The sequence below is a fragment of the Malonomonas rubra genome, assembly GCF_003247215.1.
Taxonomy (GTDB): Bacteria; Desulfobacterota; Desulfuromonadia; order Desulfuromonadales; family Geopsychrobacteraceae; genus Malonomonas; species Malonomonas rubra_A.
In genome coordinates this window covers 1-16,496 of record NZ_QKAP01000132.1, presented here as the reverse complement: position 1 = coordinate 16,496, position 16,496 = coordinate 1, and the positions used below count along the sequence as shown (strand labels likewise).

Sequence of the window (16,496 nt, the reverse complement as noted above, 5' to 3'; positions counted from 1 at the left end):
ATCAGGCCCTCCCTTCGGCTTCGGTAAGGGTCGAGGATGATTTTTTCCCTTTTTGCACCGTCATGTAGAGGTTGTAGATGAATATCAGAACCCCGATCAGATAGATGAGGCCGCCAATCGCCCGCGCCCACCAGTAGGGATACATCTCGACCATGGTTTCCATAAACGTGTAAGTCAGGCTGCCGTCAGGGTTCATAGCGTTCCACATGCCGGCTTGAAGAACTCCAGCGACCCACATACTGATCGACCAGATCAGCTGCCCGATCAGGATCAGCCAGAAGTGCAAGTTGGCCAACGGGATGCTGAAGATTTCGTTGCCGTAAATGCGCGGCACCAGATAGTAGATGCAGGCAAAGCCGATCATCGAAACCCAGCCCATGGTGCCCATATGAATGTGGCCGGGAACCCAGTCGGTATAATGAATAAATGCTGAGAAGGTGCGGATTGACTGCATTGGCCCCTGAAGGGTCTGCAGACCGTAAAAAGTGAGTCCAAGAATCAGAAACTTGACCAGGTAATTATCGCGCATCTGATGCCATTGGCCGTTCATTGACAGATAGCCGTTGATAACGGAGCCCCAGGACGGCGCGATCAACATCACCGAAAAGGCCATGGCCAGAGTTTGTACCCAGTCTGGCACAGGGGTCCAGAGCAGGTGGTGGGCACCGGTCCAGAGATACATGAAGATCAGCGACCAGAACGAGATGATCGAAAGACGATGGCTGTAAATAGGTACTCCGGTCGATTTCGGCAGAAAATAGTAGAACATCGCCAATGGCGGCGCGGTTAGGGCCATCGCCACAGCGTTGTGACCGAACCACCAGTGCACGTTGGCGTCATTGGTGCCGGCGTAGGCTGAATAGGATTTGAACAGTGCGGCTGGGACGGCTGCTGAGTTAACCACGAACAGGACTGCGATGCCGATGATCGCCGCCATCATGTACCAGAGCGAGATGTACATCTGTTCTTCTCGGCGTTTGATGATCGTCATGATGATGTTGATGGCGAACATGACCCAAAGTACGATGATCATCAGGTCGATCGGCCATTCCATTTCGTGGTATTCTTTCGAAGTTGTAAAACCCATCAGCAAAGTCACTGCCGAAGCGATAATGGTGGCATTAAAAAACCAGAGTTGGAATTTTGCCAGCTTCGGACTCCAGATCGGAGTTTTGCAGAGCCGCTGGGCCATATAAAAGAATGTAGCGAAGATGAAACCAACCCCCCAGCCGTATATACCGGCATTGGTGTGTATCGGCCGCAGGCGACCGAAGGTCAGGTAGGGAGGGAAGTTCAGATCGGGGTTGACCATCTGCAATGAGACAATCACCCCCACTAGAACCGCAACCAAGCCCCAGATGATACTCCAGTTGACGAAGCCCCTGACAATGTCAGTGTTGTAAGATGGTTTTTCCATGCCACCTCCAGCATTTAAAATGGTGATTTCCGGACATCATAGATGAAAGCATAAGTTTATGGGAGATAGGATGGTTGTCAAATTATCGCCCAAAGTGAGACTGAAACGGTAATGATTTTAGGGCGATTGACAATATCTGTCAATTTAAAAGAATTTTCAGAATTCTTGACAGCTTGGCTTTTGCCTCTCTATGATAAATCAATTTATATAATCATAGGGGAATATGCAAATTACACTCGGGCGTAAACTTTTCTTTTACACTAGCATTCTATTACTGGCTGTGCTTCTGATTGCATTCGGTGTTCTGGAACGAAATCAGGCTAGGCAATGGCGCGAGTACCTGAATGTACAGCAGGTTGCCTTTGCCCGTTTTGCCACTCCCGAATTACTGAAACACTTCCGAGGGGATTTCAGCCAGGCCGCAGGCCCAGCTCACTATCAACAGTTACAAGGGTTGCTCAGTTTCAACCCAGATCTGATGAACTTTACGATCTATTCCCCGACTGGCAGGGTGTTGTTTGAGCTGAATCCTTCAGAATCAGATAGCCTGCCAAAGCGCCCATTAAACTTGGAGAAACTAGATGATATTATAGGGCCAGTTTCGAACATCCTTGTTTCCGATGACGGTCGGAATGTTCTTGAGGTAGTCGCTCCGGCATTCGGCCCCTCAGGGCAAAAAGTTCTGTTCGTGCGTTATTCGTTTTCCTTTCAATCGGTTGAACAAAAGTTACAGGAAATGCGCCAGACATTTTTGCTGATTGCCTTTCTTGCATCAGGCTGTTCGTTGGTTCTGGTTGCTTTGGGTGCAAAGCGGTTCACGTTGCCGATTCATCGTTTGATCCATGGGGTGAATGCAGTATCGAGTGGACAGCTTGATACTTGTATCCCCACCAGAGGTTCTGATGAGTTGGCGATGTTGGGAAAAGCGTTCAATGGGATGGCAGCAAGCCTGTCCGCAAACCAAAAAGAGTTGCAGGAAAAAAATCATCAGCTGCAACAAGCAAACGCGGATCTGCAAAAATATCAAGATCGGATGCTCCGTGCAGAACGGTTGGCTGCCGTCGGGCAGGTTGCTGCCGGCGTTTCACATGAGATCGACAACCCGGTCGGGATTATCCTCGGTTATGCGGAGCTGTTACTGGAAGAATTCGTGGCCGATGACCCGCGTCGCGATGATTTGCAAGCGATTATCGACGAATGTTACCGCTGCAAAAAGATTACCGGCGGGCTTCTGGGCTTGGCCCGCAGCGGAGAGCCATTTCGAGAACCAGTTGACATGCATAAATTGGTCAGTGAGATAGTTGATTCATTGCGACCCCAAAAACTGTTTCGACAGATTCGACTGAATTTGCTGGAAATCGAGCAGTTGCCTGAGGTCTGGGCTGATGCGGATAAAATCCGTCAGATCCTTATGAACCTTCTTTTGAACGCAGCCCAGGCGCTGAAAGGAGAGGGAGAGGTCTGGCTGGAGATCTGTCGTGTGGAGTCTCAACTGATGGTTAAGGTTCATGATAACGGTCCAGGAATTGCCGTCGCTGACCAAGATCGTGCGTTTGAGCCTTTTTTTACCACCAAAAGTGGCGGAGAGGGAACCGGACTCGGTTTGTCGATCTGTCGCAAGCTGGTTGAGGAGCATGGTGGTGAAATTTCCGCGGGGTCTTCTTCCCATGGTGGAGCGCTGTTGGCTTTTTCGTTACCGATCCGAAAAAGGGACAATTCGGCTTGAAGTTTCTGGTGAATGCCGGAAAAAGGTTTTGACATCAATCTGTTGGATTTCTAAAATGCCCGAAACCTATATGGGATTTATTCTGTCGCACTAGGCTGATCTGCTATCTGGTGCCGTTTTCCAATCAATAATTTATCAGGGATTTTGATCTGTTATGGAATCAGTTATTGCATATTTGAAGGATGACATGAGTGCTGTCGAGGAGCAGATTAAGAACAATTTGTCTTCGAATGTGCAACTGGTCAGTCAGGTCGGGGAATATATCCTTTCAAGTGGAGGCAAGCGGATTCGGCCGATGCTGTTGCTTCTTTCATCCCGTCTTTGTAATTATCAGGGTGACAAACACGTTGAGCTGGCGAGCGTGGTCGAGTTCATTCACACAGCAACTCTTTTGCATGATGATGTCGTCGACAGTGCTGATCTGCGCCGCGGCAATCGCTCAGCCAATTCGGTTTGGGGGAATCAGGCCTCAGTGCTGGTCGGTGACTTTCTGTTTGCCAAATCCTTTTCTGTGATGGTCAACAGCGAAAGTTTGAAAATCTTGAAGATTCTCTCCGATACCACTACCGAATTGGCGGAAGGGGAAATTCAGCAGCTGATCAACACCTGTGATCTCGATGTTGACGAGCAACGCTATCTTCAGGTGGTGCGGGATAAGACGGCGATTCTGATAGCCGCAGCCTGCCAGGTTGGTGGTGTTTTGGCCGGGGTTGATGAGCTAAAGGAACAGGCCTTGCGTGAGTTTGGCCTGGAAATAGGCATCGCCTTCCAGTTGATGGATGATGCTCTAGACTATGTTGCCGATGAAGCTGATTTTGGTAAAGAACGAGGACATGACCTGTACGAAGGGAAGATGACCCTGCCGTTGATCTGTGCCTATTCCGAGGCGACCAGCGAAGAGAAATTAGAGATCGAAAGAATTGTCGAGGCGGAAGAGCTGGGTGCTGAAGATCTGGATTATGTCTGCGAGCTGATCGATCGTTACGGTGGAATCAAATATACGCGCAAGCGTGCTGCCGATAGGATCGAACTGGCCAAAAAACAACTTGAGATTTTTCCCGATTGTGAAGCCCGGCAGGCAATTTTCGCCTTGGCTGATTATGTGGTTGCACGCAATAAATAAATCGTATCCTTGATGTCTTGTTAAAGGGGGGTTCCGGTCGGAACCCCCCTTGCTGTTGGCGGGTACTATGCCGATAATATCGATTTCGTTATAATCCGTCCTATGTTTAAAGTTAATCTGCATAAAAAGGTCCTTGGAGCTTTTCTACTCCTCTCTTTGCTGCCGCTGGTACTGCTGTTGATCAATTCTCATCACAGCCTGCGCATTGTCGAGGACCTGCTACGTCAGAGGACTACGGAAGCTTTGGATAATCAGGCGGCAAAGGCGCTGGAATTGAGAGCTGAAATGGTCGCCAGTCAGGTCAGCGACTTTCTCCAGCGTACAGAGGGGGATCTCCATAACCTGGCGCTTCTGCCAGCGGATCAGGAAACCTATCTTGAGTTCAGCCGCAGACATCAGCGGATGCTCTGGTATCGGAAAGGAACCAATGAGAATCCTAGTGAAGTGCGGACGCTCGCCCCACTTTATAGTGAACTCGCCTATATCGATGCCTCCGGTCAGGAGTTGATCCGTGTGGTTGATGGACGGCTTTCGGAAGATTTGAGAAACGTTTCAGTTCCGCAGAATACAACTTACAAAAATGAACAATATTTTCTTCGAGCTGCCCAGTTGTCAATTGGAGATAGCTGGGTGTCACGTCTGCATGGCTGGTACGTCAGTCGCGACAAACAGCTGCGGGGGGCCGAGACTCCGCTACAGGCGGTGCAGGGAACTCCTTACCGGGGGGTAATCCGGTTTGCCACTCCAGTACGGGAAGACGGAAAATTGAAAGGGGTGGTCGTGTTATCCCTTGATCACCGGCACCTGATGGAGTTTACCCAGCATATCTCTCCAACCAAAGAGAAATATGTCGTTTTCCCATCATATGCCAGCGGCAATTATGCCTTTATGTTTGATGATCAGGGTTGGACTATCGCTCATCCCAAATATTGGGATATCCGTGGTTACGATCCGGACGGCACCTTAGTACCGGCCTATACGGGAAACACAACGCCAGAAGACGAGCGGCGAGGACGTTTACCATTCAATCTTCTTCAGGCGGCATTTATCCATCCGAATTACCCGCTGGCTGCGGAAGCGGTGCGTCGCGGAGAAACAGGGGTTGTCGACACCACCAATATCGGTGGTTCAAAAAAGATCATGGCCTACGCGCCGATCCATTACAATAAAGGGGTGTATGCCGAGAGTAAGATTTTTGGCGGCATTACTATCGGCTCCGAGGTCGAGCACTTCCATCAACCTGCTATTGCGACTTCAAAGATCATCCGCCGCGAGATCACCAATTATTTGAGCGAGTCATGGTTGGTGATTTCAATGACAGTGTTGTTAGTCATTGTCGCTGCCTATGCCCTGTCCGAAAGTATCGTGCGACCGTTGCTTTCCTTGACCGAAGGGACGCGGGAGATGATCCGTGGGAACTTGTCTGCCCGCGTCAACGTTATCTCCTACGACGAGGTCGGAATGTTGACTGAATCGTTCAATACCATGGTGGAGGAACTGAATAACCGACGCAGGAGGCTTCTGAAAACCCTGCAGGCCCTGCGTCATTCGCGACAGGAAATCCTCCAGGAAAGAAATTTCAAAGATACGGTTTTCGAGAATGTAGAATCCGGAATCATGACCTTCGATCACCTGCAGCGTGTCACTTCTGTCAACGGACCAGCATGTCAGATCCTTTCCATCCAGCGACCTGAACAGGATGCCGACTGGCGCGAAGTGCTAAGTTCGTGGCCGGAACTGGGTGAGATCCTCGAGCAATGGTTTGCTGCTGATGGAGTTGAAAAAGAGCCGCGCCGTTATGTGACCATGGAGCGCGGTGGCCAAACGCTCACCTACCGGATGGCTATTTTTTCTTTGCGTTTCCACCAGCAGCCTGGCTGGTTGTTGACGCTGGAGGATTTGACCGAACGGGTCAACATGCGTCAGCAAATGGCACGGATTGATCGTCTTGCCTCACTGGGGCGAATGTCGGCTGGTATCGCCCATGAGGTTCGTAACCCGTTGACCGGGGTCAGCCTGTTGCTTGATGAGTTGCATGACCGACTGCTTGGTAACGAGGATGACCAGAAGCTGATACAGCGAGCGCTGGAGGAGATTGAGCGATTGGAGCTGCTAGTCAACGAGATGTTGCGATTTGCTACCATGCCAGCACCGCAGCTTGCCAGCGGCCAGGTTGAGGATGTGCTGAAGGAGTCACTGTTTTTGATCCGCAAACAGTGCCAGCGGCAGAAAGTGCAGCTGCTAGAGCAGATATCTACTGACTTGCCGACCGTGCAGCTTGATCCGGATCGGTTAAAACAGGTGCTGCTGAACCTCTATAACAATGCTCTCGACGCAATGCCGGAAGGGGGAAGCATGGTTGTTGCCGCCGAGTTGAAAGATGAGGCGATCGAGGTGTCCGTCTCTGATAGTGGTTCCGGAATTTCGGCCGAACAGATTCCGTTGGTGTTTGAGCCCTTTTACACCAGCAAAGGGCACGGGACCGGGCTTGGTTTGTCGATCAGTTACAACATTATTTCCGATCACGGTGGCCAATTGACGGTTGAAAGCCGCCCTGGCGAAAAAACCGTCTTCCGCTTTACCTTGCCTCTTAATCAGAGCGCTGGCTGAAAACAGCCAGTATTTGTCTCGAGACCAATCTCCTCTGCCCTCTATGGCTAAAAATCGCCTTTTTGTCTTGAGTTGTGTAATCCGTCTGGCTATATTTGAGAACGAACAGTGTTTTGCAGAGGAAGGATGGAGCGTATGCGAAAAATTCTGATCGTCGATGATGAAGCCTTTATTCGTGAGAATCTAGAGCGAATTCTGGCCGAAGACGGTTACCGGCCCTTGTCGACCGACTCGCCGGACGATGCAGTGAAGATTGTTGCCGAAGAGGAAATCAGTCTGGTGCTGCTTGATCTGAATCTTGGCAGTCACAGCGGTCTCGACGTGTTGCGGGCGATGAAAGAGGTCGATCCCGATATTCTGGTGATCATCATTACCGGCTACGGAACGGTTGAAAGTGCGGTTGAAGCCCTTAAGATCGGTGCTTACGATTACATTAAAAAGCCTTTTAAAGCGGATGCCATCCACCTGATCGTCAAACTGGCACTCGAGACCCAAAATTTGCGGCGCCGGGTGAAACACCTGTCGAAGGATGAAAACGATATCAACATGGTAGGCAACAGTCCGGCCCTGTTGCAGATTTTTCGCCAGATTCGGGAAGTGGCCAAGCATGAAACCGCTACGGTGCTGATTACTGGGGAAAGTGGAACCGGCAAAGAGTTGGTGGCCCATGCAATTCATAATCTTTCGCCGCGTAAAGAGCGGCCGTTTGTCGAAATCAACTGTGGATCGCTGCCTTACAATCTGCTTGAATCCGAACTGTTTGGTCATGAACGGGGTGCCTTTACCGACGCCAAGAACCGCAAAATAGGTCTCTTCGAAGAGTCCGACAGTGGTTCGATCTTTCTCGATGAAATCGGCGAAATGGACATGAACCTGCAGGTGAAACTGCTGCGGGTGCTGGAAGACCGGAAAATCCGTAGACTCGGCGGCAACCGCTATATCGATATTAACGTGCGGATTATTGCCGCGACCAACGCCGATTTTAAGGCAGCACTCGAGCGGAAAGAGTTTCGTGAGGATCTCTACTACCGTTTGAATGTTTTTCCCATTCATATTCCGCCGTTGCGTGATCGGCGGGAAGATATCCCGGTCTTGCTCGAGCACTTCCTGCAGCGCTTCTGTAAAGAGTTTAATAAGGCGATAAAGGGGGTTGCCCGCGAAGCCCTCGAACTGATGATGCGCTATCACTGGCCGGGAAATGTTCGTGAGTTGCGTAATGTTGTTGAGCGGATCTGCATCATGCACAATGTCGAGCAAATTCGTGTTGAGCATCTACCGCGCGAGATCTTCGGTGAAGCGCCGCAAAGCGAGGTGCCGTTCAGCTTCGAGATCCCACCGGAAGGAATCGTGCTGGACGATATCGTTGGGCAGGTGGAAAGGGACTTGGTGTCAAAGGCTTACCAGATCACCGGTGGCAATGTGGCGAAAACTGCGCGTATCCTTAATGTGCCGCGAGGGACCTTGCGTTACAAGCTCGAGAAGTATCAGCTGAGTAGCGATTAAAACAGGATTCCATTTAAATATGGATAAGCCGACTCGGGTGGCTAAAATTAGCCCTTTGAGTCGGCTTTTTGTTTGTTTCTACTCAATACCGTGTGATGCGAGGGGGTGATGTGTTGTCTTGGAAATGTTTTAACTGTCTGAAAACATATGGCTTTTTATTTAATTGTATACACTTTGCTTGTTTTGGCACCTGCGTTGCTTTTTCACTATTATCGAAAATCGTTTGAAAATTGCTGTGTGAACTATTTTAAACAGTGGTTCACATAAATGAAGATTGCGACATAGGAGTGTAGGATGCTAACAGCGTTGTGGGATCGTCTTTGGGCGATGCATTTTGAAACGAAGGAAACTTTCGCGTTCACCCCGAAAGCGATGCGCAAACTGATAGGGAAGAAGGGACTCCTAATTGACGAGCGCAGGACTGAACACGACGTTGATCTGGCCGACGAGGTTGATGAAGCGCCGGCGGAGCATACCAACCGCTTGCACAGTTCACCCGGTGGCGTCGATGAAGGGGAGCCAAATGAATATACCAAGCGACAGAAGATTGGTTTGGCTCTCGGACCGATCCTTTTTGTTCTGATGCTGTTAGTTCCAACCCCAGCAGGGATGAGCGATTCGGCCCAAAGAATGGCTGCTGTCGCGTTTCTGATGGCAACTTGGTGGATGTGTGAGTCGATTCCGATTCCAGCTACCAGTTTGCTGCCGATTGCCCTTTTTCCGATGTTGGGCATCATGAAAACCCAGGAGGCGACTGCGCCATACGCCAGTCACCTGATCTATCTATTTATGGGCGGTTTTATCATCGCCCTTTCGATGCAGCGCTGGGATCTGCACCGGCGGATCGCCATGAATATCGTTAAAGCAGTTGGATTTTCGCCAAGTCGCCTGATCTTTGGTTTTATGGTCGCAACTGCCGCACTTTCGGCATTTGTCTCGAACACCGCGACGACCGTCATGATGATGCCGATCGGACTGGCGATTATCAGCCACGTGATCGAGGAAGGAAAAAAAGAAGGTCTTGATAAGGAAATCGATTTTTCGCAAGGAAAATTCAACTTCGGTCTCAACCTGATGCTCGGTATTGCTTATGCCGCCTCAATCGGTGGTGTTGCTACCCTGATCGGGACTCCGCCGAATACAGTTCTGGCTGGTTACCTCCAGAAAACCTACGGCTATGAAATTACCTTTGTTGACTGGATGAAAGTTGGCGTTCCACTGGTTGCAGTGATGCTTCCTGCCTGCTGGATTTGGTTGACGATGATCGCCAACCCGATGAAGTTGAAGAAGGTTCCTGGTGGTCGAGACCTGATCAATAAAGAACTGAAAGAAATGGGGCCGATGAATGCTGGCGAACGGTGGACCGCGCTGGTGTTCGGTCTGACTGCACTAGCCTGGATCTTCCGCACCCAACTCAGTTTTCTGTTTCCCGACCCGAAGCTGGTGACTGATGCCGCGATCGCCATGGTCGGCGCACTGGCTCTGTTTCTGATCCCGATCAACATGAAGAAGAATGAGTTCGTCATGGATTGGCACTGGGCCAGTAAGATGCCTTGGGGCGTATTAGTGCTGTTCGGCGGTGGACTGGCAATGGCCGCCGGCTTTAAGGCCACCGGGCTGGCCGAGTGGATTGGCAAGCAGGTTGGGCTGTTGGAAAATGCACCTATTCTGGTGCTGGTGGTTGCCGTTGCAACCCTGATTATCTTCCTCACCGAGTTGACCTCCAATACCGCAACTTCAGCAATGGTAATGCCGATTCTCTCTGCCGTTGCTATTGGCTTGGGGCAGAACCCGTTACTGTTAGTGGTCCCGGCTGCGATTGCCGCTTCCTGCGCCTTCATGCTGCCGGTGGCGACTCCGCCGAATGCGATCGTCTTTGGCTCTGGCTATGTTTCTATTCCGCAAATGGCCAGAAGTGGTTTGGGGCTCAACCTTATCGGTATCGTACTGGCCGTTGTGGTAACTTATGTTCTGGTGATCCCAGTTTTCGATGTCGTCATCAATGAGCTTCCGACCTGGATTCAGGTCATTCCGAAATAACACATAAAACAGCCGCTCCTAGTTGTTATTTGAGGATCGGTTCCAACCATTTCTCTATCGTCTCAATCTGGACATTTATCCCCACTACGGCTTCTCACCGCAGTGGGGATTTTTTTTCCAACGGAACCTGAAAAAAACTTTGTTAACCTATAAACTAATTCTTTAAGCTGTCAGGGAGGCAAGATGTTCGGCCGAGTTCTTAAACTAAGAATTTCGTTTATTATATTTGTCTTGCATGTTTGTGCGTGCAATCTGTCTGCAATGCAGGTGGACTTTTCAGACTGGTTGGATGGGGTACGTAGTGAAGCGCTTATACTGGGGATATCAGAGGCAACGATAGAAGTTGCTTTGCGCCAGGCAGAGCCTCTTCCGTGGGTTATCAAGGCTGACAGAAATCAACCGGAATTCAAGAAGACACTTGAAGAGTATCTTTCCGGCGTGCTCAGTAATAAACGGATTGAACAGGGACGGCGGAGACTGATTGAGAATCGCCAGCTACTCAATCAGATTTCCAGAAAGTATGGTGTTCAGCCGCGTTTTATAGTCGCTTTGTGGGGGATCGAAACCTACTACGGCAAACATACCGGCAAGGTATCGATCATTGACGCCCTTGTTACCTTGGCATTCGATGGCCGTCGAAGTGACTATTTCCGCAAAGAGTTGTTCAACGCATTGAAGATCATCGATTCCGGGCATGTCAGCTATGAAAAAATGAAAGGCTCCTGGGCCGGTGCGATGGGGCAGGTGCAATTCATGCCGTCCTCTTTTCTGAACTACGCCGTCGATGGCAACAGTGATGGCCGAATCGATCTTTGGCATACCCCGGAGGATTATCTCTCTTCAGCAGCTAATTATCTGGCCATAATGGGCTGGGATAAGCAACGAACCTGGGGCCGAAAAGTACTAGTGCCTAAGGGGCTGGATATTAACCTGGCCGGAATGGAAAAGACGGCGCTGCTCTCAACCTGGCGGAAGTATGGAGTGCGTAGTGCTGATGGACAGTCCCTTCCGAAGGTAAAGCTTCGGGCTTCGTTGATTTTGCCGGAAGGGGCGGGTGGGGACGCTTTTCTGATTTATGACAACTACCGCGCCTTGATGAAATGGAACCGCGCCCACAGCTTTGCTTTAGCGGTCGGTATGCTGGCGGATCGGGTCATGGGGAAAAATCATTAGTTCCCAAATGTCAAATTTCTTATTTCAGATAAAGTGTCTCTAGTTGATCTGTTTTTCTGCTATTTTTTGAAAGACCATTCCCTTTTGCCTGATTAAAAACCCGCCACAACTCTTGTCCAATCCATTCTGTCGCATTCTGGCTGTAAAGGATTTTATCCAGCTGTTCTATCTGCTGCTGAAGATCGTGATTGGTGCGCCTGCCGATCTCGGCCAGATTGCATGGCGGATCTGCCGACCAGTTCTGTTTCCCCCATTCAAGCAGGACTTTAGCCGCAGCGGAAACATCGTTGTTGTTGCAGGCTTGTCGCAGTTTTTTCCTGGCTTGCGAAAGGGACGGAGCGACTTTCGAAACGTGCGGAGCTTTTTTCGCCCACTTTTTTCTGCTTCTAAACCAAACAAGCGCAGTCAGGAACCAACCAGCGGCGCAGATGAAGGTAAGAACCTTCCAGATAAGCGCGTCCTCTTTTGAAGTGATAGGCACTTTCGCTGGTTGCTGAGGCTCAGCAGCTGGCAACTGTTTGGGGCTTTCCGTACTTGCCGGTGGGTGCGTGATGAATGGCGGGGCCACCTGTAAGGTTCTTCCTTTGATAACCAATGTTTCCTGCTGATCGGTGGTCGTGTTCCACCAGGAGATTTTTTGCTCGGGAAGTGTGAATTTTCCGGAGCTGGTGGGGATGATAGCGACCTTTTCCTCCCGACTGCCTACTGCCAACTGTTTCTGGTACTGGTTTTCCAATTGTGGCTGATCTGGATAGAGCTTGAACTGTGCCAGTTGGTCTGCAGTCAATTTTGGCAGCAGGCTTGCCAGGGCGCCGTGAGCTGTAAGTTTTAGCGTGTGGGTTGCAGGTTCGCCGACCACCAGTTGGCTCGGGTCGGTCGACCAGTCTTCACTGATTTGCAGGTTTTTCACCGGCAGCCAGGTCTTGCCGGTAAAAGAACTCGGTACCGGTTTGATATCAATGGTCACCGAGTCTGAAGAAAAGCGTCTGATCGGCCCTGCTTGCGTCAGGGGACCGAAGAAAGACCGCTGGTTTTGTAGCAGTTGTCCACTGAAGCGGATCGGTGCAATCTCCAGTTTCCCCTGTTGCTGCGGAAAAACGGCGTACTGGCGTTCAATCACCAGGTAGCGTCGACCATCAACGATGGTCTCATAGCTGTGATCCTCGCCGATCTTTTCGGAAATCGCCTCGCCGGTACTGAATTCCGGGTCGGAGAGACTGGCATTGGTGATTTCCAACCGGCGATACAGGCGCACGCTGTAGATGACCTGCTGCTGAACGTAGGCCGATTTCGGTTGCGCATCGACCTCCAGATAAAGATCTTTGTTCTGACTGGTTTTGGTACGAGTATCGGCTGTGCCGATCGTGAGGGACAGTGGTGGGCTTTGGTCGCTGCCGAAAGAGACCGCCGGTATTGTCAGGGTGCCACTGCTCTTGGCTATGAGGGTGAGAATCCAGGTCTTTTTACTGCTGAACGAGCCGTTGACGAAGCTTGTGCTGCTGCTGACGTTACGACTGAGGATCTCGAAGTCGGACTTCAGCGGGTTGAAATCGGGATCATCGTCGACCGATCCGTTGGCTTCGAAGTAGAGCCTGAACGATTGATCGAGCCGCAGTTGATCCTGATCGACAAATACCTTGATATCGGCAGCAAATGCCGGGCTCAGGAGCAGGAGCAGCAGGCTGAAAGTAAGGAGAATTTGTCTGGTCGTTACCATGGGTTATCCTCGTCGACGCCTTGACGTTGGCGGTACTGGTAAAGAAACTTGCGCTGCAGCAGACTGCCGGGATCGTCCGGGATTTGTTTGAGCCATTGCTCGCTAGAATCTAGCTGCTTTTGCTCGGTTTGCTCGTCGGAAACTTCAGCCGGTTTTTTCTGCTGTTCATCCCCAGCCGTTTCTTTTTTGGCATTCTGCTCTTGCTGTTGCTTGTCATTGTTTTTCTGCTCGAACTGTTTTGGGCTGTTTGCTTTCGATTGCTGTTCCTGTTGTTTTTCTGAGGCCGATTGTTGTGTTTGATCCGAAGCCTGTTGCTGTTTGTCTGAGTCCTTCTGCTGCTGTTGTTGGGAGTCTTTCTGCGGCTGGTTCTGCGGTTTGTCCTTCTTTTGCGACTGGTCTTGCTGGTTCTGTTTCTGATTTTTCTGCTGCTGTTGATGATCCTGTTGCTCCTTGAGCAGCTTTTCCAGCAACTGCTTGTTGTACTGCGCGTCCGGGTAGACCGGATCTGACACCGGGACCTGCTCATACATCTTGAGCGCTTGCTGGTAATCGCCGAGTTGGGCCAAGGCGTTGCCGCGGTTGTAGCGTGACGTGCTATCAGTCAGATCTTTTAACCCGTCGGCCGCAGCCTGGTATTGGCCGGCGCGGTACTGGGCAACCGCTTTCCAGTGTGGATCGCTGAATTTTTCTGCAGCAGCAATTGCGTTTCCCTGCTGCAGGGAGGATGCAGCCTGCTGATTGTCGGTTTGGAAAAGGTTCTGTAACTCAAATGCCTGTGCCGTTGAATGAGTGAAGAACAGAAGCAGCAGGCAAAACAGGAGACCCCGGCGGAAGGCGAGGGCGGCTAGCGGCAGTAGCGCTAACACTAGCCAAGGGCCTTGATCGAGCCAGCGATCCGCGAGCATATCTGTCTTCAGATTGTTGCTGTCGCTGCGCAGCCTAGTTTCTGAAGCGTTGAGTAAGGTTTTGATGTCCTGATCGTCAACGCGGATGAGGCGGTATTCGCCGCCATCACGACTGGCCAGGTCACGCAGTTGCATTTCGTTCAGTTTCGGGATGACGATCGTTCCCTGCGCGTCCTGTAAAAAACCGTCTTTGGTCGGTACCGGCGCTCCTTCCTTGGTGCCGACCGCAAGAACCGACAGGCGGATCCCTGAAGAGTAGGCTTTTTCAGCGGCTACGATACTGCGCCGGTCGCTGTAGCCGTCACCGATCAGCAACAGGTCTCCCTGCTGGAGTCCCGCTTGATAGATCAATTCCACCCCTTTTTCGATGGCCAGATCGACGCGGCTGCCCTGAGTCGGCATGATTTCGGTCTTCAAGCTGCTTAAAAGACTGTCGATAGTCTTGGTGTCGGTGGTGAGAGGCGTCACTGTAAAGGCATCGCCGGCAAAGGCGACCAGCGCGGTCTGCCCCTCCTTGCGCTGCTTCAGGATGTCGGCTACTTTGAAGCGCGCTCTGGCCAGGCGGCTTGGACTGAGGTCGGGACAATCCATTGAGCGGGACAGATCGAGCAGAATCACCAGTGCCGATTGCGGGCGGAAAACCGGTTGCGGCAGCTTCTCCCAGGTCGGACCGGCCAGCGCGGTTAGGGTAAGTAGGATGGCGCAAATGATTGAAGCGCCGAGCCATCTGTTGTTACCGACGTCTTGGCCGGTGAGGATATGCGGGAGCAAGTGCGGGTCGCAGACCGCAGACCAGTTGCTGCGCGCCTTATTCTGCCGCACTTTGAACCACAATAGAGCCATCGGCAGAAGTAGGGCGAACCACCAGGGACGCAGAAAATGAAAAACGGCCAGATTCATACGTTCCCCCTTTTGCCGGTTACGGAAAACCTTTCCTTAGTAGCGGCTGATCGTTTTAGTCCTGGCTTTAGCCGGGCTACTGCCAACAGCATCGCCAACGCGCACACGACACCGAGCGGCCAATGAAAAAGCGCTGTTGTCGGACGGTAGCTTTGGGTTTCTTTCTCAACCGGTTCCAGCTTGTCTAGCAACTGGTAGATTTTAGCCAACTCCTCTGTGTCTCGGGCGCGGAAGTACTGCCCTCCTGTCAACTGGGCGATCTGCCGCAAAGTTTTTTCGTCGAGATCGGTCGATGGGTTGATCTTTTGGGTGCCGAAAAAGGAGCGGACTTCTATCTCATCGGCGCCGATGCCGATGGTGTAGATTTTCAGTCCCGCTTTTTTCGCCAGTTCCGCTGCTTTTAGCGGGTCGATCTCGCCGGCAGTGTTGGCGCCATCGGTCAATAGGATCAGGACCTGCGAACTTTCTGGCTGGCCTTTCAGGCGTTTAAGTGCCAGCCCGATGGCATCGCCGATCGCCGTTTCCTTGCCGGCCAGGCCTATTGCTGATTCTTCGAGCAGAGTACGAACGGTTTTTCGATCAAAGGTCAGTGGAGTTTGCAGATAGGCGTGGCGGCCGAAAAGGATCAGTCCGATCCTATCTCCTGTGCGTCGCTCGATGAAATCACCGGCCACCCATTTGGCTGCCGTCAAGCGGTCGACTTGGTCGCCGTTAATTTCAAAATCGGCTGCCTCCATACTGCCGGACAGGTCGACGGAGAGCAATAAGTCACGGCCGCTGACCGGCAGCTGTATCGGATCTCCGAGCCATTCCGGTCGGGCACTGGCAGCAACCAGCAGCAGCCAGCAAAGCCATGTCGCCAGAGCAAGCCAGCGCTTTGAATGAACTCTTCCCCGTGATTTTTCTGTTTGATAGAAGTCTTCAATAAATGGAACCTGTAGCGCCGCGCCCTGATGCTTTTCTAAAGGGGATAAAAATTTACGAATCAATAGCGGTATTGGCAGGAGCAGAAACATCCATGGCCAGATGAAGTGCAGCATAGTAATCGCTCCTATCGCCGCGCCCGGTTGGGAAGTTTCTTGAGCCAGTTTTCGCAGAGGTCGATCAACGGGATCATATTGGCTGCCGGTTGTTGCTGATAGGGGCCGAAAGCCAGAGGGCGTCCGACACCGCTGGTGAAGTCCTGGCAGCTTCCCAGTCGGTCCAGGTGTCGTAGCCAGCCCTCTCCTGTCAGTGCTGCGGCGTCGGTGCGAGGCTGATAGCTGATGCAGAATCTGCGTAGCAGGATCGAGAGCTGCTTGATTGTCTGCAGGCTATCCGCAGTCTGTCGATATTCTTCACGAAGTCTGTTGAGTTCTTCAAACGTCATCCGTTTCAATAAT

Annotated in this window: 11 protein-coding genes; 6 read left to right on the top strand and 5 right to left on the bottom strand. The window is 51.4% G+C overall.

The genetic code is table 11. The annotated features are described in order from the left end of the window. Position 1 precedes the first annotated feature (1 nt). Positions 2-1,417, bottom strand: coding sequence for a cbb3-type cytochrome c oxidase subunit I (locus Q7J88_RS13660; protein ID WP_303722789.1), 1,416 nt, complete (start codon positions 1,415-1,417; stop codon positions 2-4). A 223-nt stretch (positions 1,418-1,640) separates the two neighbouring features. On the opposite strand from Q7J88_RS13660, the gene Q7J88_RS13655 reads away from it, so the two are divergent. From Q7J88_RS13655 to Q7J88_RS13630, 6 genes are all read left to right on the top strand, one after another. Further along, on the top strand, positions 1,641-3,143 hold the full coding sequence (locus Q7J88_RS13655) for a sensor histidine kinase (RefSeq protein WP_303722788.1): 1,503 nt from the start codon (positions 1,641-1,643) through the stop codon (positions 3,141-3,143). A 154-nt stretch (positions 3,144-3,297) separates the two neighbouring features. Beyond that, positions 3,298-4,266: a polyprenyl synthetase family protein gene (locus Q7J88_RS13650; protein ID WP_369682043.1), complete on the top strand. Its 969-nt coding sequence runs from the start codon at positions 3,298-3,300 to the stop codon at positions 4,264-4,266. A gap of 102 nt (positions 4,267-4,368) precedes the next feature. After that, positions 4,369-6,876 carry a PAS domain-containing sensor histidine kinase gene (locus Q7J88_RS13645; protein ID WP_303722786.1) on the top strand — a complete coding sequence of 836 codons (2,508 nt, stop codon included), beginning with the start codon at positions 4,369-4,371 and terminating at the stop codon, positions 6,874-6,876. Between the two features lie 135 nt (positions 6,877-7,011). Then, positions 7,012-8,379 (top strand): sigma-54 dependent transcriptional regulator, encoded by a 1,368-nt coding sequence (locus tag Q7J88_RS13640; protein WP_303722785.1) that lies wholly within the window; start codon positions 7,012-7,014, stop codon positions 8,377-8,379. A gap of 294 nt (positions 8,380-8,673) precedes the next feature. Further along, entirely contained in the window at positions 8,674-10,419 is a 1,746-nt protein-coding gene (locus tag Q7J88_RS13635; protein WP_303722784.1) for a DASS family sodium-coupled anion symporter, read from the top strand. A gap of 261 nt (positions 10,420-10,680) precedes the next feature. Next, entirely contained in the window at positions 10,681-11,592 is a 912-nt protein-coding gene (locus Q7J88_RS13630; protein WP_369682045.1) for a lytic transglycosylase domain-containing protein, read from the top strand. A 19-nt stretch (positions 11,593-11,611) separates the two neighbouring features. Here Q7J88_RS13630 and Q7J88_RS13625 read toward each other — a convergent pair whose 3' ends face one another. The 4 genes from Q7J88_RS13625 to Q7J88_RS13610 form a co-directional block, all read right to left on the bottom strand. Further along, the gene (locus Q7J88_RS13625; RefSeq protein ID WP_303722782.1) at positions 11,612-13,309 is read right to left on the bottom strand and encodes a BatD family protein; all 1,698 of its coding nucleotides are present in this window, start codon (positions 13,307-13,309) and stop codon (positions 11,612-11,614) included. Beyond that, positions 13,303-15,114: a VWA domain-containing protein gene (locus tag Q7J88_RS13620; protein WP_303722781.1), complete on the bottom strand. Its 1,812-nt coding sequence runs from the start codon at positions 15,112-15,114 to the stop codon at positions 13,303-13,305. The genes Q7J88_RS13625 and Q7J88_RS13620 overlap by 7 nt, the downstream gene beginning before the upstream one ends. Next, complete coding sequence (locus Q7J88_RS13615; protein ID WP_303722780.1) at positions 15,111-16,154, bottom strand: VWA domain-containing protein; 1,044 nt, start codon at positions 16,152-16,154, stop codon at positions 15,111-15,113. Before Q7J88_RS13615 ends, Q7J88_RS13620 begins: the two co-directional genes overlap by 4 nt. 11 nt (positions 16,155-16,165) lie before the next feature. Next, positions 16,166-16,496: DUF4381 domain-containing protein (locus tag Q7J88_RS13610; RefSeq protein WP_303722779.1), on the bottom strand; the 331-nt coding region annotated here is incomplete at its 5' end.

Excerpts from the sequence above, each read along its gene's own strand:
- Q7J88_RS13660 (WP_303722789.1), bottom strand. The coding sequence starts at position 1,417 with ATGGAAAAACCATCTTACAACACTGACATTGTCAGGGGCTTCGTCAAC.
- Q7J88_RS13655 (WP_303722788.1), top strand. The coding sequence starts at position 1,641 with ATGCAAATTACACTCGGGCGTAAACTTTTCTTTTACACTAGCATTCTA.
- Q7J88_RS13650 (WP_369682043.1), top strand. The coding sequence starts at position 3,298 with ATGGAATCAGTTATTGCATATTTGAAGGATGACATGAGTGCTGTCGAG.
- Q7J88_RS13645 (WP_303722786.1), top strand. The coding sequence starts at position 4,369 with ATGTTTAAAGTTAATCTGCATAAAAAGGTCCTTGGAGCTTTTCTACTC.
- Q7J88_RS13640 (WP_303722785.1), top strand. The coding sequence starts at position 7,012 with ATGCGAAAAATTCTGATCGTCGATGATGAAGCCTTTATTCGTGAGAAT.
- Q7J88_RS13635 (WP_303722784.1), top strand. The coding sequence starts at position 8,674 with ATGCTAACAGCGTTGTGGGATCGTCTTTGGGCGATGCATTTTGAAACG.
- Q7J88_RS13630 (WP_369682045.1), top strand. The coding sequence starts at position 10,681 with ATGCAGGTGGACTTTTCAGACTGGTTGGATGGGGTACGTAGTGAAGCG.
- Q7J88_RS13625 (WP_303722782.1), bottom strand. The coding sequence starts at position 13,309 with ATGGTAACGACCAGACAAATTCTCCTTACTTTCAGCCTGCTGCTCCTG.
- Q7J88_RS13620 (WP_303722781.1), bottom strand. The coding sequence starts at position 15,114 with ATGAATCTGGCCGTTTTTCATTTTCTGCGTCCCTGGTGGTTCGCCCTA.
- Q7J88_RS13615 (WP_303722780.1), bottom strand. The coding sequence starts at position 16,154 with ATGCTGCACTTCATCTGGCCATGGATGTTTCTGCTCCTGCCAATACCG.